At 66.5% G+C, this 20,879-nt stretch carries 20 protein-coding genes; 12 read left to right on the top strand and 8 right to left on the bottom strand.

Annotation, left to right across the window (positions count from 1 at the left end):
* Position 1: 1 nt before the first annotated feature.
* Positions 2-1,702 carry a 3-oxosteroid 1-dehydrogenase gene (gene kstD, locus AT701_RS29055; protein ID WP_011730906.1) on the bottom strand — a complete coding sequence of 567 codons (1,701 nt, stop codon included), beginning with the start codon at positions 1,700-1,702 and terminating at the stop codon, positions 2-4.
* Between the two features lie 73 nt (positions 1,703-1,775).
* Here kstD and AT701_RS29050 point away from each other — a divergent pair, with 73 nt between their 5' ends.
* From AT701_RS29050 to AT701_RS29025, 6 genes are all read left to right on the top strand, one after another.
* A complete protein-coding gene (locus AT701_RS29050; protein WP_003897336.1) occupies positions 1,776-2,561 on the top strand; it encodes a 2-keto-4-pentenoate hydratase in 786 nt (261 codons plus the stop codon).
* Positions 2,562-2,599: 38 nt separating this feature from the next.
* On the top strand, positions 2,600-3,523 hold the full coding sequence (locus AT701_RS29045; protein ID WP_003897335.1) for an acetaldehyde dehydrogenase (acetylating): 924 nt from the start codon (positions 2,600-2,602) through the stop codon (positions 3,521-3,523).
* Positions 3,520-4,569 carry a 4-hydroxy-2-oxovalerate aldolase gene (gene dmpG, locus AT701_RS29040; protein WP_003897334.1) on the top strand — a complete coding sequence of 350 codons (1,050 nt, stop codon included), beginning with the start codon at positions 3,520-3,522 and terminating at the stop codon, positions 4,567-4,569. Before AT701_RS29045 ends, dmpG begins: the two co-directional genes overlap by 4 nt.
* An 86-nt stretch (positions 4,570-4,655) precedes the next feature.
* Positions 4,656-5,039: a heme-binding protein gene (locus tag AT701_RS29035; protein ID WP_011730904.1), complete on the top strand. Its 384-nt coding sequence runs from the start codon at positions 4,656-4,658 to the stop codon at positions 5,037-5,039.
* 106 nt (positions 5,040-5,145) lie between these two features.
* Positions 5,146-7,221, top strand: coding sequence for a RecQ family ATP-dependent DNA helicase (locus AT701_RS29030; protein ID WP_058127086.1), 2,076 nt, complete (start codon positions 5,146-5,148; stop codon positions 7,219-7,221).
* Positions 7,222-7,350: 129 nt separating this feature from the next.
* Positions 7,351-7,698, top strand: coding sequence for a hemophore-related protein (locus AT701_RS29025; RefSeq protein WP_014878494.1), 348 nt, complete (start codon positions 7,351-7,353; stop codon positions 7,696-7,698).
* A 12-nt stretch (positions 7,699-7,710) separates the two neighbouring features.
* Here the strand turns inward: AT701_RS29025 and AT701_RS29020 are convergent, their stop codons facing one another.
* The gene (locus AT701_RS29020; protein WP_058127085.1) at positions 7,711-8,622 is read right to left on the bottom strand and encodes an IclR family transcriptional regulator; all 912 of its coding nucleotides are present in this window, start codon (positions 8,620-8,622) and stop codon (positions 7,711-7,713) included.
* A 99-nt stretch (positions 8,623-8,721) separates the two neighbouring features.
* On the opposite strand from AT701_RS29020, the gene AT701_RS29015 reads away from it, so the two are divergent.
* The 6 genes from AT701_RS29015 (at position 8,722) to AT701_RS28990 (ending at position 15,085) form a co-directional block, all read left to right on the top strand.
* Positions 8,722-9,849 (top strand): hypothetical protein, encoded by a 1,128-nt coding sequence (locus AT701_RS29015; RefSeq protein WP_058127084.1) that lies wholly within the window; start codon positions 8,722-8,724, stop codon positions 9,847-9,849.
* A 2-nt stretch (positions 9,850-9,851) separates the two neighbouring features.
* Complete coding sequence (locus AT701_RS29010) at positions 9,852-10,634, top strand: SDR family oxidoreductase (RefSeq protein ID WP_003897328.1); 783 nt, start codon at positions 9,852-9,854, stop codon at positions 10,632-10,634.
* Positions 10,631-11,773: a sulfotransferase family protein gene (locus AT701_RS29005; protein WP_036453862.1), complete on the top strand. Its 1,143-nt coding sequence runs from the start codon at positions 10,631-10,633 to the stop codon at positions 11,771-11,773. Before AT701_RS29010 ends, AT701_RS29005 begins: the two co-directional genes overlap by 4 nt.
* 156 nt (positions 11,774-11,929) lie before the next feature.
* Positions 11,930-12,829 (top strand): polyphosphate polymerase domain-containing protein, encoded by a 900-nt coding sequence (locus AT701_RS29000; RefSeq protein ID WP_003897326.1) that lies wholly within the window; start codon positions 11,930-11,932, stop codon positions 12,827-12,829.
* 49 nt (positions 12,830-12,878) lie between these two features.
* Positions 12,879-13,556: a DUF4956 domain-containing protein gene (locus AT701_RS28995; protein WP_058127083.1), complete on the top strand. Its 678-nt coding sequence runs from the start codon at positions 12,879-12,881 to the stop codon at positions 13,554-13,556.
* Positions 13,556-15,085 (top strand): CotH kinase family protein, encoded by a 1,530-nt coding sequence (locus AT701_RS28990; RefSeq protein WP_058127082.1) that lies wholly within the window; start codon positions 13,556-13,558, stop codon positions 15,083-15,085. The genes AT701_RS28995 and AT701_RS28990 overlap by 1 nt, the downstream gene beginning before the upstream one ends.
* Here the strand turns inward: AT701_RS28990 and AT701_RS28985 are convergent.
* From AT701_RS28985 to AT701_RS28960, 6 genes are all read right to left on the bottom strand, one after another.
* The gene (locus AT701_RS28985) at positions 15,082-15,558 is read right to left on the bottom strand and encodes a hypothetical protein (protein WP_011730897.1); all 477 of its coding nucleotides are present in this window, start codon (positions 15,556-15,558) and stop codon (positions 15,082-15,084) included. The genes AT701_RS28990 and AT701_RS28985 overlap by 4 nt on opposite strands.
* Positions 15,558-16,709, bottom strand: coding sequence for a 3-ketosteroid-9-alpha-monooxygenase, oxygenase component (locus tag AT701_RS28980; RefSeq protein WP_058127081.1), 1,152 nt, complete (start codon positions 16,707-16,709; stop codon positions 15,558-15,560). Before AT701_RS28980 ends, AT701_RS28985 begins: the two co-directional genes overlap by 1 nt.
* Positions 16,710-16,813: 104 nt before the next feature.
* The gene (locus AT701_RS28975; protein ID WP_003897321.1) at positions 16,814-17,446 is read right to left on the bottom strand and encodes a hypothetical protein; all 633 of its coding nucleotides are present in this window, start codon (positions 17,444-17,446) and stop codon (positions 16,814-16,816) included.
* Positions 17,447-17,604: 158 nt separating this feature from the next.
* On the bottom strand, positions 17,605-18,783 hold the full coding sequence (locus tag AT701_RS28970) for a thiolase family protein (protein WP_058127080.1): 1,179 nt from the start codon (positions 18,781-18,783) through the stop codon (positions 17,605-17,607).
* The gene (locus AT701_RS28965; RefSeq protein ID WP_058127079.1) at positions 18,783-19,856 is read right to left on the bottom strand and encodes a thiolase family protein; all 1,074 of its coding nucleotides are present in this window, start codon (positions 19,854-19,856) and stop codon (positions 18,783-18,785) included. The genes AT701_RS28970 and AT701_RS28965 overlap by 1 nt, the downstream gene beginning before the upstream one ends.
* Positions 19,857-19,865: 9 nt before the next feature.
* Positions 19,866-20,870, bottom strand: a complete 1,005-nt coding sequence (locus AT701_RS28960) for a Zn-ribbon domain-containing OB-fold protein (protein ID WP_058127078.1) — start codon at positions 20,868-20,870, stop codon at positions 19,866-19,868.
* Between the last annotated feature and the right edge of the window lie 9 nt (positions 20,871-20,879).

The raw sequence follows: 20,879 nt of genomic DNA, 5'->3' as shown, positions 1-20,879 counted from the left end.
ATCAGCCCTTCCGGGAGGCCGCCGCGGTAGCGGCGATGTCGAGTGCGGCCAGGTAACCGAATGTCATGGCGGGACCGATGGTGCCGCCGGGTCCCGGATAGGTGTGGCCCATCACCGGTGAGCTGACATTGCCGGCAGCATACAGACCCTCGATCACCGAATCGTCGTCGCGCAGAGCGCGTCCGCGCACGTCGGTGCGGATGCCGCCCTTGGTGCCGAGGTCACCGGGCACCATCTTGGCGGCGTAGAAGGGGCCGTGCTTGATCTCGCCCAGGTTCGGGTTGGGTTTGTTGGTGGGATCGCCGTAGTAACGGTCGTAGGCACTCTCGCCGCGGTGGAAGTCCTCGTCGACACCCGAGCGTGCGAACCCGTTGAAGCGCTCGATGGTCGAGGTGAACTGATCGGCGGGCAGGCCGGTCTTCTCGGCCAGTTCGACCAGCGTGTCGGCCTTGACGATCACACCGGATTCCAGCCACTTCGACGGGATCCGCTGCCCTGGTTGCAAACCGGCGAAGATGTAGCGGTCGCGGTATTGCTGGTCGAAGATGAGCCACGCCGGGATGTTCTCGCCGGGACCGGGGCCCTGGCCGTACTGGCCGCCGTACATGTGGTGGCATGCCTCGACGTAGGGCATGGATTCGTTCATGAAGCGCTTGCCGGACATGTTGACGATGATCGATCCGGGGGAGTTGCGCTCGCTCAAGGCGAACCACGGGGCGCCGACCAGCGGAACCGTGGGGCCCCACCACGCGTCTTCCATGAGTTCGAGTGCCGCCCCGAGCTTTTCGGCGGCGACGATACCGTCGCCGGTGTTGGCGACCGCGCCGACGGTCCACTCCGTGGTGATGGGCGCGCGCTGGTACTTCACGCGCATCTGCTCGTTGTGCTCGAACCCGCCGGATCCGAGGATCACGCCGTGGCGTGCGCGGATCAGCCGGGGCTCGGCGTCGTCGCCGGCCGTCGTGTCGCGGACGTAGATGCCCAGCACGCGGCCGTCCTCGACGTACAGATCGGTCAGCGCGGTGTTCAGCAGCACCGGAACCCCGGCCTCGCGCAGGCCGATACGCAGCGGCGCGATGAGCGCGCGGCCCATACCGACGAGGTTCTTGCCGCTGACCTTGCCCCACGTCGCGCGGATGCCGACCTTGAGGCTGCGCAGTACGCCGCGCGGATGACGTTTGAGCTGGTTGAGCCGCACGTAGTCCTGCTGCATGACCACCATGTTCATGGGGACCTTGCCGTACGGCGGTTCGAGACCTTTGAGGTCGGGGCCCAGCTTGTTGGCGTCGAACGGCTTCGGCTCGACCGACCGCCCCGTGGGCTTGCCACCCGGGGTCTCGGGGTAGTAGTCGGAGTATCCGGGCACCCAGCACAGCTTCAGCGGCGAGTGCTTGAGGACGAACGACAGCATTTCCGGCCCGCGGTCCAGATACGTGTCGATCTTCTCGGCCGGGACGACGTCACCGATGATCGCGTGCAGGTATTTCCGCGCCTCGTCAGGAGTGTCCTTGACGCCGTCGCGCTTGAGGATCTCGTTGTTCGGGATCCACACACCACCACCTGACCGCGCAGTGGAACCACCGTAGTGCGGAGCCTTTTCTACGACTACTGTCGAGAGGCCCTGGTGGGCTGCGGTGAGGGCGGCGACCATGCCGGCAGCACCGCTCCCGACCACCACAACGTCGTACTCCTGTCCAGTCATGTAGAACACGTTATAGAATTGGCCGGTGATCGAACAACCGCCCCGGTCAAAGAAGTGAGGGGACTTCACCACAATGCTCAGTGACGAGGTGCGCGCGCGACTTGCCGCCGACCTGGCCCAAGCCGAGCGCAGCCGGCAACCGATCACTCCGTTGACCGACGGAAATCCCGACATCGACGTCGTCGACGCCTACGAGATCCAGCTGATCAACATCCGTCAGCGCATCGCGGAAGGCGCCAAGGTGGTGGGCCACAAGGTGGGCCTGTCCAGCAAGGCGATGCAGGAGATGATGGGCGTCGACGAGCCGGACTACGGCCACCTCCTCGACGACATGCAGGTGTACGAGGATCAGCCCGTCAAGAGCGCCAACTACCTCTACCCGCGGGTCGAGGTCGAGGTCGGGTTCATCCTCGCCGACGATCTGCCGGGCGCGGGCTGCACAGAAGAGGATGTGCTCGCCGCGACCGCGGCGTTCGCGCCGGCCATCGAGCTCATCGACACGCGTATCACCAACTGGCAGATCAAGCTGTGCGACACCATCGCCGACAACGCGTCGTCGGCGGGCTGGGTGCTGGGCGAGGCCCGGGTGTCGCCCAAGGACATCGACATTCGCAACATCGACGCCGTCCTCAAGAACAACGGCGAGGTGGTCGCCGAGGGCCGCAGCGATGCGGTGCTGGGCAACCCGGTGACCGCGGTCGCGTGGCTGGCACGCAAGGTCGAGAGTTTCGGTGTGCGGCTCAAGGCCGGCGACATCGTGCTCCCCGGCTCGTGCACACGTGCGATAGATGCACCCGCCGGTAGTGATTTCGTCGCCGACTTCGCCGGGTTAGGTTCAGTACACCTGCGTTTCGAGTGATGTCCTCGACCAAGACTTTCGAACAGCTGGGAGAAACAATGCCGAAAAAGTCCTCCGTCGCGATCGTCGGATCCGGCAACATCAGCACCGATCTGCTCTACAAGCTGCTCCGCTCGGAATGGCTTGAGCCACGCTGGATGATCGGCATCGATCCGGAATCCGAAGGTTTGGCGCGGGCACGCAAACTCGGCCTGGAGACATCCGCCGAGGGAGTGGACTGGCTGCTGGCACAGAGCGAAAAGCCTGATCTGGTCTTCGAGGCCACCAGTGCCTACGTGCACCGTGACGCCGCACCGCGCTACGAGGAAGCGGGCATTCGTGCCATCGACCTCACGCCTGCCGCGGTGGGTCCTGGTGTCATCCCGCCGGCCAACCTGCGCGACCACCTCGACGCCCCGAACGTCAACATGGTCACGTGCGGCGGTCAGGCGACCATCCCGATCGTGCATGCCGTAAGCCGCGTGGTCGACGTGCCCTACGCCGAGATCGTCGCGTCGGTGTCGTCGGCGTCGGCAGGCCCGGGCACGCGCGCCAACATCGACGAGTTCACCAAGACCACGAGCGCCGGCGTGCAGAACATCGGCGGTGCGCAGCGGGGCAAGGCGATCATCGTCCTCAACCCGGCCGAACCGCCGATGATCATGCGCGACACCATCTTCTGCGCCATCCCCGAAGGCGCCGACCACGACGCCATCACGCAGTCCATCAAGGACGTCGTCGCCGAGGTGCAGACGTACGTCCCGGGCTACCGCCTGCTCAACGAACCGCAGTTCGACGAGCCTTCGGTGGTCAACGGCGGCAACCATCTGGTCACCACGTTCGTGGAAGTGGAGGGTGCGGGTGACTACCTGCCGCCCTACGCTGGAAATCTGGACATCATGACCGCCGCGGCGACGAAAGTCGGCGAGGAAATCGCCAAGAAATCGGCCGAAGCAAGCCTCGCGTCAGGAGCACAGGCATGAGCGACATCTTCTTCAACCCCATCTGGGACGTCCGCATGACCGACACGTCGCTGCGCGACGGGTCGCACCACAAGCGGCATCAGTTCACCGGTGAAGAGGTGCGGTCCATCGTCGCGGCGCTCGACGCCGCCGGTGTGCCGGTCATCGAGGTGACCCACGGCGACGGCCTTGGCGGGTCGAGCTTCAACTACGGCTTCTCCAAGACGCCCGAACAGGAACTCATCAAGATCGCGGCCGAGACGGCCAAGGAATCCAAGATCGCCTTCCTCATGCTGCCCGGTGTGGGCACCAAGGAGGACATCAAGGAGGCGCAGAACAACGGCGGTTCGATCTGCCGCATCGCGACCCACTGCACCGAGGCCGACGTGTCGATCCAGCACTTCGGCCTGGCACGTGAACTGGGCCTGGAGACCGTGGGCTTTTTGATGATGGCCCACACCATCTCGCCGGAGAAGCTCGCCCAGCAGGCCCGCATCATGGCCGACGCCGGCTGCCAGTGCGTCTACGTCGTCGACTCGGCCGGTGCGCTGGTGCTCGAAGGCGTTCGCGACCGCGTGCAGGCGCTGGTCGCCGAACTGGGCTCGGACGCCCAGGTCGGTTTCCACGGTCACGAGAACCTCGGCCTGGGCGTCGCGAACTCGGTCGAGGCCGTGCGCGCGGGCGCCAAGCAGATCGACGGCTCCTGCAGGCGGTTCGGTGCGGGTGCGGGCAACGCACCCGTCGAGGCGCTCATCGGCGTGTTCGACAAGATCGGCGTCAAGACCGGCATCGACTTCTTCGACATCGCCGACGCGGCCGAAGAGGTGGTGGCCCCGGCCATGCCCGCCGAGTGCCTGCTGGACCGCAACGCGCTGATCATGGGCTACTCGGGCGTGTACTCCAGCTTCCTCAAGCATGCGATCCGGCAGTCCGAGCGGTACGGCGTGCCGGCACATCAGCTGCTGCACCGCGCGGGTCAGCGCAAGCTCATAGGCGGTCAGGAAGACCAGCTCATCGACATCGCGCTGGAGATCAAGCGTGAGCAGGAAGCCGCCGCGTCCAAGTAGCTTGCGGGTACGGGTTGTTTAGCCTCGCAGGCGTCGGTTAACCCTTTGGTCGCGATCGAAAAGATCGCCGACCGAAGGAGTGATCGATGAAGAAGATGTCCGCACGCACTGTCCGTCGCTGCTTGTACGGCATGTGCGCGGGCGGCGTCCTCTCCGCCGGGTTCACGATCCCGATGGCGAACGCCGAGCCCGATCAGTGCAGCGAGAGTGGGATCGCGAGCACCGTCAGCTCGGTGGCGGCGTCCACCAGCACGTACCTGACCGCGCATCCCGAGGCCGACCGGGCGCTGACCGACATCGCCAGGCAGCCCGACGATCGCGCCGACGACCTGTACCGGACGTTCTTCGCGGGCAATCCGCAGGTGACGCAGGATCTGCAGAAGATCAACCAGCCCGTCGTCGATCTCCACACACAGTGCGGCATCGACGTGACGCCGACGCCGGTGTCCGACGCGCTCGAAGAGCTCTGATTGAGGTAGCCAGGTGGCGGCTTTCCCCCGAGCCGCCACCTGGTTACATGCGCGGGCCCGGATCCTGCTGTGATTCCGTGTCGGAGTGACCCGGCAGGATGGTCCCATGGTCACCCGTGAGCACGCGCAGTCGATTCTCGAACAACTCGCCGGTCCCACGGCGACGTTGCGCGACGATCAGTGGACCGCGATCGAGGCGCTGGTGGTCCAGCGCCGCCAGGCGCTCGTGGTGCAGCGCACCGGATGGGGCAAGTCCGCGGTGTATTTCATCGCCGCGAAACTTCTGCGCAATGCCGGCTTGGGCCCCACGGTGATCGTGTCGCCGCTGTTGGCGCTCATGCGCAACCAGGTCGACGCGGCCGAGCGTGCCGGTGTGCGGGCCGCGACCATCAACTCGGGCAACGTCACCGAATGGGACACCATCCACCAGCAGGTCGGCGCGGGTGACCTCGACGTGCTGCTCGTGAGCCCCGAACGCCTCAACAACCCCGACTTCCGTGACAACGTGCTGCCCGCGCTCGCGTCCGACGCGGGTCTGGTGGTGGTGGACGAGGCGCACTGCGTATCGGACTGGGGGCACGACTTCCGGCCCGACTACCGGCGCATCCGCACGCTGATCGCCGAATTGGGTTCGGACATACCGGTTCTCGCGACGACTGCGACCGCCAACGACCGCGTGGTCAACGATGTGGCGGCGCAACTGGGAGTCGGTGGGCGCGACACCCTGGTGCTGCGCGGCGGGCTCGATCGGCAGTCCCTGCGGTTGTCGGTGGTGCAGGCCGGAACTCCCGCGCAGCGCGCGGCATGGATTGCCGCACAGATCGATTCGCTGCCGGGCTCGGGCATCATCTACACCCTGACCGTGTCGCAGGCGCACGATGTCGCGGCTCTGCTGGCCGAGCAGGGCCACAAGGTGGCGGCCTACGCCGGGTCCACCGACACTGCGGAACGCGAACAACTCGAGGCGGACCTGCTCGACAACCGGGTCAAGGCGCTGGTCGCGACCTCGGCGCTGGGGATGGGTTTCGACAAGCCGGACCTGGGTTTCGTCGTACACCTCGGTGCGCCGTCGTCGCCGATCGCCTACTACCAGCAGGTGGGTCGCGCGGGCCGTGCGACCGAGAGTGCCGAGGTGATCCTGCTGCCGGGCACCGAGGACCAGGAGGTGTGGCGCTACTTCGCCTCGGTCGCGTTCCCGTCGGAACCCTTGGTGCGCAACGTGCTTGCCGCGCTGGACACCGAGCGGCCACAATCCACGCCTGCCTTGGAAACCCAGGTGGACCTCAACCGGTCGCGGCTGGAGATGGTGCTCAAGGTGCTCGACGTCGACGGCGCGGTGCGCCGCGTGAAAGGCGGGTGGATCGCCACCGGAGAACCGTGGAGCTACGACGAGCAGCGGTACCGCGCGCTCGACGAGGCCCGTCGCCGCGAGCAGCAGGCGATGCTCGACTACCAGGCCACCGACGGCTGTCGCATGGCGTTCCTGCGTGCACAGCTCGACGACCCCGAACTGCAGCCGGGGGAGCGCTGCGGCCGCTGCGACAACTGCACGGGATCCCGCCGCCCGACCGCGGTGGACGACGCGACGCTCGCCGCGACCGCCGAACGGTTGCGCCGCCCCGGGGTGGCGGTGGCGCCACGCAAACAGTGGCCGTCGGGCCTGGCATCACTGGGCCTGCAGTTGTCAGGCCGGATCGCCGATGGTGCGGCACCCGGTCGCGCCATAGGCAGGCTCACCGACCTGGGCTGGGGTGCGCGGCTGCGGCGATTGCTCTCCGAACCCGACCAGGACGTGCCCGACGAGGTGGTCCAGGCCGCGATCGCGGTGCTCAAGGCGTGGGACTGGGAGCGCCGCCCCGTCGCGGTCATGGGCCTCGACTCGGACACCCATCCACGGCTCATCGCCTCGACCGTGCAACGCCTGGCCCAGATCGGCCGGCTCACCGACCTGGGCATCCTGCGCTACACCCCGACCCGACGTCCCGTCACGGCCGCGAACTCCGCGTACCGCGTCGCGGCACTCGAAGGATCGTGGGAACGTCCCCAGATCGACTGCGACGGGCCGGTACTGCTGGTCGACGACATGACGGACTCGGGCTGGACGTTGACGATGGCCGCACGGGTGTTGCGGGACGCGGGCGTGCCGGCAGTCCTGCCGTTCGTCCTGGCGAGCACCACCTGAGCAACTCCCGCACACCGGCCCTTGCGCACCTTGTCTTTTCGTTCGCAACCAAGTCGCCGTCGAGCGTCTTCGAATCGCCGGGACGGCTCGGACCGGGCGGGTAAAGTCCGGGCAATCGGAGGTGCAGACATGAAATCAACACCGATGAAGGCGGCGGTCGCCGCGGGTGGGCTGGTGGCCGCCACGGTTGTCGGACTGACCGCAGGCACCGGCGTCGCTAACGCCGAGCCCAACCTCGACTCGGCGGTCAACACCACCTGTACGTACCCACAGTTCGTCTCGGCGCTGAACGCTCAGAGCCCGGTGTACGGCGGGGTGCTGAACTCGTCGCCGGACATGCAGACCACGCTTCGCCAATTCATCGACGCACCACGGGATCTGCGTCAACGCATGGCCAAGGCGATCGTGGAATACCCGCCCAACCAGCCCTACATCGGGTTGCTGCAGACGGTGTTCGACACCTGTAGCAACTTCTGACGAACGTCGTTGTCAACGCGTGGGTTTCACGCCGCCCAACTGCGCGGTGACCGCGTCGGCGGCCTCGACCACGCCGCGGGCCCGTTTGGTGATCTCCGAATCGGTGAGCGCGCGGCCCACGTGCAGTGACACCACCATGACCTGCCGCTGGTGGTGGTCGTGGACCGGCGCAGAGATGACGCTGACGTCGTGGCGCTGCCGACCGGTGGCCTCGCTGCGCAGATGCACACGCTCACCGATGTCGGACACGAGTTCCCGTAGCAGTGCCTGCAACTCGTCGGGCAACCGGCTGGACATGCCCGCCATCAGCCCGTACAGCCGCTGACCGGCTGGGGTGAGCCGTTCCACCAGGTAGCCCGAGTTGCGGCACTCGCCGATGACCTTCTCCAACCGCTCGGAATCGGTGCGCAGCGGCACCGTGGGGGACTTGTCCAGCCACGCCCGCAGGGCGTCGTCGTCCCACAGCACGTACATGAGGCCAACCGGAGGGGCGAACGGATAACTCTGCCCGACGCGCACCCCGACGTCGGTGCCGGGCGGGGCCACGAGTTCCAGCACCGTGATGCGGTCGTCGATCACCGCCGAGATGGCCGCGGTGCTGTCGAAAGCCCCTGACAGGGCGCGCAGTTCGGCGCGAGCGGACGGGTTCACGCGCATCGATTCCTGCGCCATGTGGCCCAGCGCGATCAACGCGGGCCCCAGGCGGTAGCACTTGTCCCGCCCGTCGCCCTCGCGCACCAGATAACTCGATTCGGTCAAAGTGGTGAGGATGCCCAGGCAGGTCGGCTTGCTCACCCCGACCCGCCGTGACAGTTCCGACAAACCGAACCGGTCATGCGGGTGACGGGCCAGGAAATCCAGGATCGCCACGACACGCGCAGTTGGCGGCGACGCACGGCCGGCCGACTCCGCAGCCTCGGTCATGAGTCCTCCCGAATGTTGACGCGAATTAGAACGCGTTCTAGTGTCAGGTCGGAAACTCTACCATGATGGTTCAATATTGAACCGAGAGAACGGACGCCGATGTACTCACAGCCGTTGGTGGACGCCATCGCCGAGGCCGAACGCCTCGTGGCCGCCGCCCCGTTCATCGCATCCGAGGCCGATCTGACCGAAGGTCTGCAGTACCTCGCGGGCTGTGTCTCGGGATGCCTGCACCTCGCGTTCGACTACGACCGCGACCACCCGTTCCTCCAGTCGGGAACCGGTCCGTTCACCAAGATGGGCCTCGACAACCCCGACACGCTGTACTTCGGCACACGCGTGCTGCCCGGGCACGAGTACGTCGTCACCGGGAAGCGCGGCACCACCACGGATCTGAGCTTCCAGGTGCTGGGTGGGGAGTACACCGACGACAACGTGCCCGCGAGCCAGGCCGCGTTCGACGACCGCGAACTCGACATCGCCGAGGACGGCACGTTCGAATGGCGCATCACCCCGACGAGTCCGTCGCAACTGGTGATCCGCGAGGTCTACAACGACTGGTCCGCGCAGCGCGGCCACCTGGCCATAGCGCGCACCGACACCGCGGGCACCGCCCCGGCGCCGCTGACCAAGGAGCTCATCGAGAAGCGGTACGCGGTCGCGGGTAAGCAACTGGTGCAACGGGTCAAGACGTGGCTGCAGTTCCCGCAGTGGTTCTACAACAACCTGCCGGTCAACACCATGGTCGCGCCACGGCTCACGCCGGGTGGCCTGGCAACGCAGTACTCGTCGGTCGGGCATTTCGACCTACGGCCCGACCAGGCCATGGTCATCACGCTTCCGGTGACCGATGCGCCGTACCTCGGTTTCCAGCTCGGCAGCCTCTGGTACATCTCGCTGGACTACATCAACCACCAGACCTCACTCAACGGCACTCAGGCGCAGGAAGATCCGGACGGCAAGATCCGCATCGTCGTGTCCGACGCCAACCCCGGCGTCACCAACTGGTGCGAGACGCTCGGCCATCGCAAGGGTTACCTGCAGTTCCGCTGGCAGCGACTGTCACGCGCGCTCACCGAGGCCGACGGGCCGACGGTCGAGGTCGTCGACATCGACCAGGTACCCGAGAAGTTGCCGTACCACGAGTCCAACAAGATCTCCGAGGCGGACTGGCGGGCCCGGATCGCGCTGCGCCAACAACAGATTCAGAACAGGATGGTGGGCTGACAATGGGTGGACTCCTGACCGACAAAGTTGTGGTCATAAGCGGCGTCGGCCCCGCGCTGGGCACCACGCTCGCGCGGCGGTGCGCCGAGCAGGGCGCCGATCTGGTGCTCGCGGCCCGCACCGTCGAACGCCTCGAAGACGTCGCCAAGCAGGTCACCGACACCGGCAGGCGCGCACTGTCGGTCGGCACCGACATCACCGACGACGCGCAGGTGGCCCACCTCGTCGACGAGACCATGAAGGCATACGGCCGCGTGGACGTGGTGATCAACAACGCCTTCCGGGTGCCCTCGATGAAACCGTTCGCCAACACGACCTTCGAGCACATGCGCGACGCCATCGAGCTCACGGTGTTCGGCGCGCTGCGGCTCATCCAGGGCTTCACGCCGGCGCTGGAAGAGTCCAAAGGTGCTGTGGTGAACGTGAATTCGATGGTGGTGCGGCACTCGCAGGCAAAGTACGGCGCCTACAAGATGGCGAAGTCTGCGTTGCTGGCGATGTCGCAGACGCTGGCCACCGAGCTCGGTGAGAAGGGCATCCGGGTGAATTCTGTGCTGCCCGGCTACATCTGGGGCGGAACACTCAAGAGCTACTTCGAACATCAGGCCGGCAAGTACGGGACCAGCGTCGAGGACATCTACAACGCGGCCGCCGCGGGATCCGACCTCAAGCGGCTGCCGACCGAGGACGAGGTGGCCTCGGCGATCCTGTTCATGGCGTCCGATCTGGCCAGCGGCATCACCGGGCAGGCGCTGGATGTGAACTGTGGGGAGTACAAGGCATGACGCGTACTGACGTGGGTACCGTCGAGGATCTGCATGCGTCGGCCACCAAGGCCACGGGCCTCGACGACTTCGGGACCGACGACGACAACTACCGCGAGGCCCTCGGTGTGCTGCTGGAGTCGTATCAGCGCGACGCCGACCTCACCGAGCTGGGCAGCAAGATGTCGCGGTTCTTCCTGCGCAACGCGCTCGTGGCGCGGTTGCTCAGCGAGGCGTCGTGGAAGGCGAATCCGCAGTACGCCGACGTCGAGATCGAGCGGCCGATCTTCGTCACCGGGCTGCCGCGCACCGGCACCACGGTGCTGCACCGGCTGTTGACCGCCGATCCGGCGCACCAGGGGTTGGAGATGTGGCTGGCGGAGTTCCCGCAGCCGCGCCCGCCACGGGAGACCTGGCCGGACAATCCCGTCTACCAGCAGCTCGCCGCGTCGTTCTCACAGCACCACCAGGAGAACCCCGATTACACGGGGCTGCACTTCATGACCGCCGACGAGGTGGAGGAGTGCTGGCAGCTGCTGCGCCAGTCGCTGCACTCGGTGTCCTACGAGACCCTCGCGCATCTGCCCACCTACGCCAACTGGCTCGCGCAGCAGGACTGGACCAGGCCGTATCAGCGGCACCGCCGCAACCTGCAGCTCATCGGGCTCAACGACGCCGAGAAGCGCTGGGTGCTCAAGAACCCCAGCCATCTGTTCGCGCTCGACGCGCTGTTCGCGACCTACCCCGACGCGCTGGTCATCCAGTGCCATCGCCCGGCCGAGACCATCATGGCCTCGATGTGCTCGTTGTCGGCACACACCACCGCCGCGTGGTCCAACACGTTCGTCGGCGCCCAGATCGGCGCCGACGCCATGGACACGTGGGCCCGCGGGCTCGAGGCGTTCACCGCAGAACGCGCCAAGCACGACCCGGCCCAGTTCCTCGACGTGGACTACGACGACTTCGTCGCCGATCCGCTCGCGACCGTCGAAAGCGTGTACCGGCACTTCGGCATGCCCTACACCGACGCCGCGCGCGCGGCGGTCACCGAGGTGTACGAGGCGAGCCGGCGCGGGCCGCGTGCACCCAAACACACCTACTCGCTGGCCGATTACGGTTTGACCTCCGAAGCCGTCAAAGAGCGCTTCACTGGGCTCTGACCTGGGTTTTCGGTGCGTGGTGAAGGTCACCCCAGACAGTTACCTATAATTTGATAGCTGTTAACCATCTTCCGCACAGCGGACGCATAGCTTCGCGCGATTAGCTGAGCGCGGAGAACGTCAAGGTGGTGCTGGAGACTGGAAAGGCGGTGGCGCGTGTTCGGCCGGTTTCGCAGGCGCGTACACACCCCGTCGGCGACCTACGAGGACGTGCCAACGCAACCGAGCGGCTATGCGCAGACCGCCAGCAGGATGCACGCCTTCAACCGCTACGAGATCAAGTACTTCGTCGACGAGTTGCGGGTCCCCGAACTGCGCGACGAACTCGCCGCGCACATGGACACCGACCCGTATTCGCCGCACGGCGGCTACCCGGTGACCTCGCTGTACTACGACACGCCCGATCTGCGGTTCTACTGGGAGAAGATCGAGGGCCTGCGGTTCCGCCGCAAGCTGCGGATGCGGCTCTACGGCGCGCCGTCGGCCTGCACCGACGACACCCCGGTGCAGATCGAGATCAAACAGCGCGTCAACCGCGTCACCCAGAAGCGGCGCACGGAACTGCCGTACGCGACCGCCGTGCAGTGGCTCGACCACCGCAAGGAGATCGACTGCGACGCGTCGCAGAAGCCGTTCGTCAACGAGGTGACGACGCTCGTGGAGAATCTCGACCTGCGGCCCATCGTCACCACGGGTTACCTGCGCGAGGCGTTCGTCGGCCGGGATGCCGACCTGGGTCTGCGCGTCACGATCGACCACAAGGTGCACGGCCGCGACCGCGACTTCCATTTCGCCTCGGGTGCGCAGAACCGCTTCATCATCCCGCCCAAGCTGGCCATCGTCGAGGTCAAGGCCAACGAGCGGGTGCCGTACTGGATCACCGACCTGCTGGCCCGTGTCGACATGTCCGTCATCCGCGTCTCGAAGTACTGCCAGTCGGTGCAGGCGTTTGGCCTCGCGCCGCGCTCGGCGCTCGGCGCCCCCGAACTCATCATGCCCGCCGGGGCTTACGACACCGTGCCCGACGACCTGCTGGAATCCTCACCGTCGGCGTGAATCCCGCTGCGTCCCAAAGCTTCACCATTTCGTTCGATCAGGAGTATCCGTGAACATCAACCTGCAGGACCTCAGCGGCACCTTCACGACGTTCGACGTCGTCGCGTCGCTGGCGCTCTCGCTCGTCCTGTCCGTCATCATCGGGTGGGTCTACCGTTACACCCACAAGAACGTGTCCTACAGCCAGTCCTACGTGCAGACGCTCGTGCTGGTCTGCATGGTGGTCTCGGTGATCATGCTGGTGGTCGGGTCGAACATCGCCCGTGCGTTCGCGTTGGTCGGCGCGCTGTCGGTGATCCGATTCCGCAACGCCATCAAGGAAACCCGCGACGTCGGGTTCGTGTTCCTGGTGATGGCGATCGGTATGACGACGGGAACCCGGTTCTACACGTTGGCGATCGCCGCGACCATCGCGATCTGCCTGGTGCTGGTGATCATGAACAAGTTCAACATGTTCAAGCTCGACGTCAAGCGCCAGGTGGTCAAGGTGCAGGTGCCGCCGGAGCCCGAATACACCGCACGCGTCGAGGACACCTTGATCGAGTACTGCAGTGAATTCGAGCTGGTCTCAACCGAATCGGTGCGCGCAGGTGCGCTGATGGAGCTGTACTACACCGCGCAGCTGAAGAAGAACAAGAAGAGCAGCGACCTCATCGCGGCGCTGACCGCGGTGAACACCGGCCAGCGCGTCACGGTGCTGACGGGCTACGACCAGACCGACATCTGATGGCGGCTCCGGCCAGTTCGAGGTGGCGCCGGTTCGTGCACCGGATCCCCAGACCGCTGCGCCAGCACTGGAAACTGCTCGGTGCGTTCGTCGTGTTCGTGGCCGTGGTGGCGCTGGTGTTCGGTGACGTCCGCATTCGGCCGTACATCACGGGGGACCCGACCGTCATCGCCTCGGAGATCACCGAGAACATCACGGGCACGGTCGATCTGTTCGACAACACCGTGCCGCACTCGCTGTCGGTCGAGCTGACCGACGCCGAATACCGCGACATGGTCGAGCAGTTCAAGGCCGACGGCGACAAGAAGTGGGTGACCGCCGACATCACGATCGACGGCACCACGATCAACGACGTCGCGGTGCGGCTCAAGGGCAACTCGACGTTGATGAGTCTGCGCGGCGTGCATTTCCCTCCCCCGCCGGGGGAGGGCGGGCCTCCCGGGCCTCCAGGGCCTCCAGGACGTCCCGGTCCGCCGGGTCCCCCCGGTGCGCCAGGCCCTGGTGGGCCGCCTGGTGGTTTCGGTGGGCCTGGTGGTCTCGGAGGACCCGGCGGGCCGATGGGCACGGTGTCCGAGGACGATCCGCTGTCGTTGCCTCTGCTGATCAGCTTCAACGAGAACGCCGACGGCCGTGGATATCAGGGCCTGACCGAACTGTCGGTGCGTCCCGGGGCGCCCGTGCTCAACGAGGCTCTGGCATTGTCGCTGACCGCGATGACGGGTCAGCCGACGCAGCGCTACTCCTACATCACGTATTCGGTGAACGGCGCGACCACGACGCGCCTGCTGCTCGAGCACCCCGACGAGAACTACGCGAGCACGGTGTTCGACTCCGACGGCTACCTGTACAAGGCGCGCGCCAAATCGCGGCTCGAGTACGCCGGCCCCGACCAGTCGGCCTACGCCGATCAGTTCAAGCAGATCAACACCGTCGACACCGGAAACCTGCAGCCGCTCATCAACTTCCTGAAGTGGCTCGACAGCGCCGACGACGAGGAATTCGCCCGGTCGCTGGGTGACTGGATCGACGTGGAATCGTTCGCGCGCTACGTCGCGACGCAGAACCTGTTGATCAACGGCGACGACATGGCCGGACCCGGGCAGAACTACTACCTGTGGTACGACCTGGGCACCAAGAAGTTCACGGTGGTGTCGTGGGACCTGAACCTCGCCACGATGATGGGCGACGTGAAGCTCGGGCCGCGCGATCCCATGGAGTTCAAGCCGCCGTCGGGCTTCCAACTTCCCACCGGCATGGGCCCGCCGCCCGGCAAGGAGTTGGGCGGCAACATTCTCAAGGAACGGTTCCTGGCGTCACCGGCGTTCACCGAGGTCTACGACAAGGCGTACTGGGAGCTGTACGACCAGATCTACGCCGACGGACAGGCCCTGGCGCTGCTGGATTCGATCGCCGAGACCGTGCCCGTCACCGACGGGCTGAGCGCCGACGAGATCGAGGCGCAGAAGGACACATTGCGAAAGTTCCTGACCGAACGTGCATCTGCACTGGCCAAGGTGCGGGAAAGCTAACCGTCGCCGGGCGCCGGGGCCGTCGAGGACTCTTCGAGGACGCCCTCGGCGACGGCATGCCGGATGCTGTCGGACAGCCGCGGGCACGACGGCGTACGTGCGGGATCGCCACCGGCGGCACGGATCTCGTTGAACACCGCGCAGCGTTGCGTCGCCTCGGAGTTCCACTGCACCGCGGTGTGCGTGGGACCGAGCTTCTTCACCTGCACCGACACGTGGCAGTGCCGGCAGTCCACCGACACCAGCCCCGAGGTCAGGTAGCGTTCCCGGTCACGCAGGCTGGCCTCGCGAACGGCTGCCGCGCGTTGCGGATCGGACGCGAAATTCGGTGCCTTGGACCAACTTCCGGTGCCCGGCTGATTGCCGGCCGGATGATCGTCGTCGTCGTGGATGCCGTGCAGCAACAGCATCGAGCGGGCCAGATCACCGACATCCGGTGTCTGGGTGCGGCCCTGCTCGTTGCGTGCCGGCATCAGCTCGACTGCTCCGCCTTCTCGGCTTCGGCCTGGGCCTTCAGGTTCTCCTGAACCTCGATGTTCCACTTCTCGACCGCGGCCGTGGTGTCGACCTCCATCTCGAACCGGTCGGTCATGTCCGGCGTGATGTCGGCGACGTCGACGTAGAACTGCTGGTACCAGCGCCGCATCTGGTACACCGCGCCGTCCTCCTCGACCAGCAGCGGATTGTCGATGCGGGTCTTGTGCTTCCAGATCTCGACGTCCTGCAGGAAGCCCTTGCTGACACCCTCGGTGAAGGCGTCGGCGAGCTTCTCGGTGGTCGCGTCGTCCAGCCCCTTGGGCTTCTCGACGATCACACCCCACTGCAGCACGAACGAATCCTGCGTCACGGGGTAGTGGCAGTTGATCAGGATCGACTCGGCCTTGAACTCGCCGTAGGTGTTGTGCAGCCAGTTGATCATGAACGACGGGCCGAAGTACGACGCCTCGGAGTCCAGCTTGGCCTCGCCGTAGGCCGTGCCGAGGTCGTTGACATCGGGCCGGCCCACGTTGTGCAGGTACTGGCTGGCGATGTGGCCCTCGAAGACGTTCTTGAAGTACGTCGGCAGCCCGAAGTGGATGTAGAAGAAGTGGGCCATGTCGGTGACGTTGTCGATGATCTCGCGGCAGTTGCTGCCCTCGATCAACATCGAGTTCCACTTCCAGTCGGTCCACTCACCGCTCGACCACTCCGGGATCTCGGGGATGCGCACCTCGGGCTGCGGCGGGTTGCCCTCGTGGTCGTGCCACACGAACAGCAGGCCGCCGCGCACGTCGGTGTGCCAGGACCGGGTGCGGGCCAGGCGGGGGGTGCGCTTGGCGTACGGCACGAGCTTGCACTTGCCGTCACCGCCCCAGCGCCAGTCGTGGAACGGGCACGCGACCTCGTCGCCCTTGACGGTGCCCTTCGACAGGTCACCGCCCATGTGGCGGCAGTACGCGTCGAGGACGTTGAGCTCGCCCTTGGAGCCCGCGAACACCACGAGCTTGGTGCCGAAGATGTTGACGCTGTGCGGCTTGCCGTCCGAGAAGTTCTTCACCGGTCCAAGGCAGTGCCAGCCTCGCGCGTACCGATCCGGCAGCGCGCCGGTGTCGATTTCGCGGATCCCGACAGTCTCGGTAGCCATGACGCCTCCAGTCCGTTGCTTCTAACTAGAACACGTTACAGTTTTCCCGTCCGATAGTGCAACGAGGGACGCGTGACCTGCGGCATACCCGCGCTCGTGGACGGTTACTCCCGCTCGGGCAGGCCGATCCGCAGCGCGATCTGCTGCATCCTGCCGATGGCGGTCACGGTCTGCTCGGTGACCGGGTCCTCGATGGCGCTGTCGAACTCCAACCGCACCAGCGCCCGGCCCTGCGTGAACATCAACAGCGTGACCGCCTTGGAGCCGTCCGGCGCCGTCCCGGAGATCACCGTGCCGTTCGTGCCGACGGGGTGCGGCTGAGGAGTGCCGCCCTCGACCATGGTGTTGATGGCGCCCACGGCCTGCTGCAGTGTCGCGGTCGCGGTCGCGACGTCCGGATAGATCAGGATCGTGTCGGCGATGGCCCTGGTGTCGTCGGCGTTGACGTAGAGCGCGCTGGCGCCGTCCTGGCCGTCCGGGTTGACCTTGGTGGACCGCCTGGTGAAGGTGTTGGGCGGGATGCTGATGTCCTCGGCCTGCAGCAACAGATGGCTGTAGTCGGAGGCCTTGGCCTGGGGTGAACTGGTGGCGGCTGACGACGAGGCCGCCGGCGCCTTGCCCGTGGCCGGATCCGCGGTCAGTTGCGCGTCCTGGCAGCCGGCCGCCGTCGCGACGACAGCAGCCGCAAGGCCGGTGGTGAGCAGAAGTCTGAGGCGGGGGACCGTCGTGGGCGACATAGTTACTGATCAGGGTACGCGGCGCCGCCGATGCCCGCCTTTCGTCGCGCCCGAGGGTGGCCCGCATGCGCCGAGCGTCACCTCTCACGCGCCGAAACGACATTCCGGCAGGCGTGCACTCGCACTTTGCCTGCCGGAATGCCGTTTCGGCGGAGATATCAGGGCTTGGCTGCGGGCTTGTCCGAAGACACAACCCACATGGAGAAGTACTGCGAACCACCGCCGTATGCGTGGCCGAGGGCCTTGCGGGCGCCCTGCACCTGATGTTCGCCGGCCTTGCCCATCACCTGGATGGCCGACTCGGCGAAGCGGATCATGCCCGACGCGCCGATCGGATTGGAGCTCAGCACACCACCCGACGGGTTGAACGGGATGCGTCCACCGATCGCGGTCTCGCCTGCCTCGGTGAGCTTCCAGCCCTCGCCCTCGGGAGCGAAGCCCAGGTTCTCCAGCCACATGGGCTCGAACCACGAGAACGGCACGTACACCTCGGCGACGTCGATCTCGTCGATCGGGCTGGTGATGCCCGCGTCACGCCACAGCGCCTTGGCGGCGTCGCGGCCGGCCTGCGGGTTCACCTGATCGCGCCCCGCGTACGCCAACGGTTCGGTGCGCAGCGCGGTCGCGTGGATCCACGCCACCGGATGCCCCTCGGCCACACGGGCATCCGCGATCTGTTCGTCACCGATCACCATCGCGCACGCACCGTCGGACGACGGGCACGTCTCGTCGAACCGGATCGGATCCCACAGCATCTGCGAGCTCAGCACCTTCTCGAGCGTGATGTCGGGCTGATGCAGGTGTGCCAGCGGGTTCTTGGCCCCGTTGAGCCGGTCCTTGACCGCGACCATCGCGCCGATGTGCGTCGGCGCGCCCGAGCGGCGGATGTAGGCCCGCACGTGCGGTGCGAAGTACCCGCCGGCGCCCGCACCCACGGGCTTGGTGAACGGCACCGGAATGCTCAACGCCCACATGGCATTCGACTCGGACTGCTTCTCCCACGCCATGGTGAGCACGCGGCGGTACCTGCCGGATTTCACCAGGCTCGCCGCGACGATGGCCGTCGACCCGCCGACCGAACCCGCGGTGTGCACGCGGATCAGCGGCTTGCCCGTCGCACCCACGGCATCGGCCATGAACAGCTCGGGCATCATCACGCCCTCGAAGAAGTCCGGCGCCTTGCCGACGACCACGGCGTCGATGTCGGCCATCGTCGAACCCGAATCGGCGAGCGCGCGGTCGATGGCCTCGCGCACCAGGCCGTTCATCGAGACGTCGGTGCGCTTGGCGACGTACTTCGTCTGGCCCGTGCCCAGAACGGCGGCATTGACGGCCATCAGTTCTTCCCTTCCAAGACGGCGACCAGATTCTGTTGCAGCGCAGGCCCACTGGTGGCGTGGGCGAGCACCCGGCCCGCCGAACCGTCGAAGATGTGCCGCGCGGCGAAACCGATACGCTCCAGGCCCGCCGAGAACATCGGGTTGGCGGAAAGCGCCCCGCCCGACGGGTTGATCTTCGTCGAACCACCCAGGCCGATGGCCTCGGTGAGGATCAGGTGCTGGTGGGTGAACGGTGCGTGGATCTCGGCCACCTCGATGGACGCGGTGTCCCCGCCCGTGGCCGCGGCGGCCGAGGCCGCGGTGGACGGCGAGGTCGTCAGATCCCGCGCGCCGAGCACCGGGGTGTCGATGCGGTGTTCGATGCCGGTGATCCAGGCCGGGTTCTCGCGCAGCTCACGCGCCCGGTCGCCCGCGGCCAGCACGATCGCCGCCGCGCCGTCGGTGATTGGCGCGATGTCGTGGCGTCGCAGCGGATCGGCGAAGAAGGGGCGTTCGAGCAGTTCGTCGATGCTCTTGGCCGGCTTCACCGAATCCGTGCGCCCGCCCGCGGCGAACGCGTCGAGCGCCACCTGCGCCATCTGTTCGGCCGTCCACTTGCCCGCATCGAGCCCGAACCGGGCCTGCAGACCCGCCATCGAGACCGCATCGGGCCACAGCGGGGCCACCGAGTACGGATCGGTCTGCAGTGCGAGCACGCGCCGCAGCACACCGGCCGACGACTTGCCGAAGCCGTACACCAGCGCGGTGTCGACCTCGCCGGTCAGGATCTTGATGTAGGCCTCGTACAACGCCCATGCGCCGTCCATCTCGACGTGGGACTCGTTGATCGGCGGTACGGCGCCGATCGAGTCGATCGCCGAGATGAACGAGAATGCGCGTCCGGCAAGGTAATCCGAGGACCCGGAGCACCAGAAGCCGATGTCGCTCTGCTGAAGGCCCAGCTCGTCGTACAGCTGGTGGAAGCACGGCATCAACATCTCGACGCCGTTGGTGGTGCCGTCGGTGCGGCGGACATGCGGGGCATGTGCGAAGCCGACCACCGCGACTTGTCTACCCGAGGGTGCGGTCATCTTTTCCCTTTACAGGTGGTGCTTGTAGCTGTCGTAGTCGGCGTCGGGCTCACCCGTCGGCCGGAAATGCGAGATGTTGTCGATGCCCAGGCCCCACTCGTCCTTGGGCTTCCAGACCGCCTCGACGCGCATGCCCATGCGGACCTCGGACGCGTCGATGTCGGTGACCAGGTGCAAGAACGGGATGTCGGCGCCGTCCAGCAGCACGTACGCCGCGACGTACGGCGGCTTGATGCGCTGCCCCGCGAACGGGATGTTGATGATCGCGAACGTCGTCACCGTGCCCTTGTCGGGCAGTTCGACGAACTCGTTGAGCTCAAGGCCCGTGGCCGGATCGGCTTCCTTGGGCGGGAAGTAGACCTTGCCCTTCTCGCCGTTCGGGCCCACCGTGCGGGCGCCGACCAGCTTGCCCTCGCGCAGGCTGCGCAGGTAGGTGCTCTCGGGCAGCGAGGCCGAGTGCTGGATCTCGATGCTCGACGGCACCACCAGCATCGTCACCGGATCACGCTCGTCGGCGGGCGCGTCGGCAACGGGTTCCGGGGTGTCGCCCGGCAGGAAGTACGCGATGTCGGTGATCGCGCCCGCGGGCTCGTCGACCCAGTGCGCGTGCACCCGCATGCCGGTGCTCACCGAACCCTCTTCGGCGGCAACGGCATGCAGCAAAGGGGTGTCGGCACCGTCGAGTTTGATCAGCGCCCACGCGAACGGCCGGTCGAGTGGCTGCCCCTCCAGCGGCTCGGGCTGCCACGTCCAGGACACGACGGTCCCGACGCTGCCCACCGGCACGACCTCGGTCAATGGTTCGTAGGTGACCGGGTCATACTCGGCGGGTGGCACATGCACACGTCCATCGGATCCGCGCACGCCGACGATGCGGCGGTCACGAAGCGCGGTGAAGAACTGACTGAGCAAGGGCCCGACTGAACGGGTGTAGTCGAAAGACAGTTTCAGTGGCGCTGAAAGTGGCGGCTCACGGTGATCTGTCGAGGCCGGGCGGCTTTGGCTGGCTGTCACACATCGAGT

It is taken from the genome of Mycolicibacterium smegmatis (genome assembly GCF_001457595.1).
GTDB lineage: Bacteria > Actinomycetota > Actinomycetes > Mycobacteriales > Mycobacteriaceae > Mycobacterium > Mycobacterium smegmatis.
Note: the sequence above shows the minus strand (reverse complement) of the source record. Positions and strands in the feature narration are given on the sequence as shown.

What these genes read in the sequence shown, in the direction of transcription:
- AT701_RS29015 (WP_058127084.1), top strand. Translation starts at nt 8,722, where the DNA reads ATGTACTCACAGCCGTTGGTGGACGCCATCGCCGAGGCCGAACGCCTC.
- AT701_RS29050 (WP_003897336.1), top strand. Translation starts at nt 1,776, where the DNA reads ATGCTCAGTGACGAGGTGCGCGCGCGACTTGCCGCCGACCTGGCCCAA.
- AT701_RS28975 (WP_003897321.1), bottom strand. Translation starts at nt 17,446, where the DNA reads ATGTCGCCCACGACGGTCCCCCGCCTCAGACTTCTGCTCACCACCGGC.
- AT701_RS29020 (WP_058127085.1), bottom strand. Translation starts at nt 8,622, where the DNA reads ATGACCGAGGCTGCGGAGTCGGCCGGCCGTGCGTCGCCGCCAACTGCG.
- dmpG (WP_003897334.1), top strand. Translation starts at nt 3,520, where the DNA reads ATGAGCGACATCTTCTTCAACCCCATCTGGGACGTCCGCATGACCGAC.
- AT701_RS29005 (WP_036453862.1), top strand. Translation starts at nt 10,631, where the DNA reads ATGACGCGTACTGACGTGGGTACCGTCGAGGATCTGCATGCGTCGGCC.
- AT701_RS29025 (WP_014878494.1), top strand. Translation starts at nt 7,351, where the DNA reads ATGAAATCAACACCGATGAAGGCGGCGGTCGCCGCGGGTGGGCTGGTG.
- kstD (WP_011730906.1), bottom strand. Translation starts at nt 1,702, where the DNA reads ATGACTGGACAGGAGTACGACGTTGTGGTGGTCGGGAGCGGTGCTGCC.
- AT701_RS28990 (WP_058127082.1), top strand. Translation starts at nt 13,556, where the DNA reads ATGGCGGCTCCGGCCAGTTCGAGGTGGCGCCGGTTCGTGCACCGGATC.
- AT701_RS28985 (WP_011730897.1), bottom strand. Translation starts at nt 15,558, where the DNA reads ATGCCGGCACGCAACGAGCAGGGCCGCACCCAGACACCGGATGTCGGT.
- AT701_RS28980 (WP_058127081.1), bottom strand. Translation starts at nt 16,709, where the DNA reads ATGGCTACCGAGACTGTCGGGATCCGCGAAATCGACACCGGCGCGCTG.
- AT701_RS29010 (WP_003897328.1), top strand. Translation starts at nt 9,852, where the DNA reads ATGGGTGGACTCCTGACCGACAAAGTTGTGGTCATAAGCGGCGTCGGC.
- AT701_RS29035 (WP_011730904.1), top strand. Translation starts at nt 4,656, where the DNA reads ATGAAGAAGATGTCCGCACGCACTGTCCGTCGCTGCTTGTACGGCATG.
- AT701_RS29030 (WP_058127086.1), top strand. Translation starts at nt 5,146, where the DNA reads ATGGTCACCCGTGAGCACGCGCAGTCGATTCTCGAACAACTCGCCGGT.
- AT701_RS28970 (WP_058127080.1), bottom strand. Translation starts at nt 18,783, where the DNA reads ATGGCCGTCAATGCCGCCGTTCTGGGCACGGGCCAGACGAAGTACGTC.
- AT701_RS28965 (WP_058127079.1), bottom strand. Translation starts at nt 19,856, where the DNA reads ATGACCGCACCCTCGGGTAGACAAGTCGCGGTGGTCGGCTTCGCACAT.
- AT701_RS29045 (WP_003897335.1), top strand. Translation starts at nt 2,600, where the DNA reads ATGCCGAAAAAGTCCTCCGTCGCGATCGTCGGATCCGGCAACATCAGC.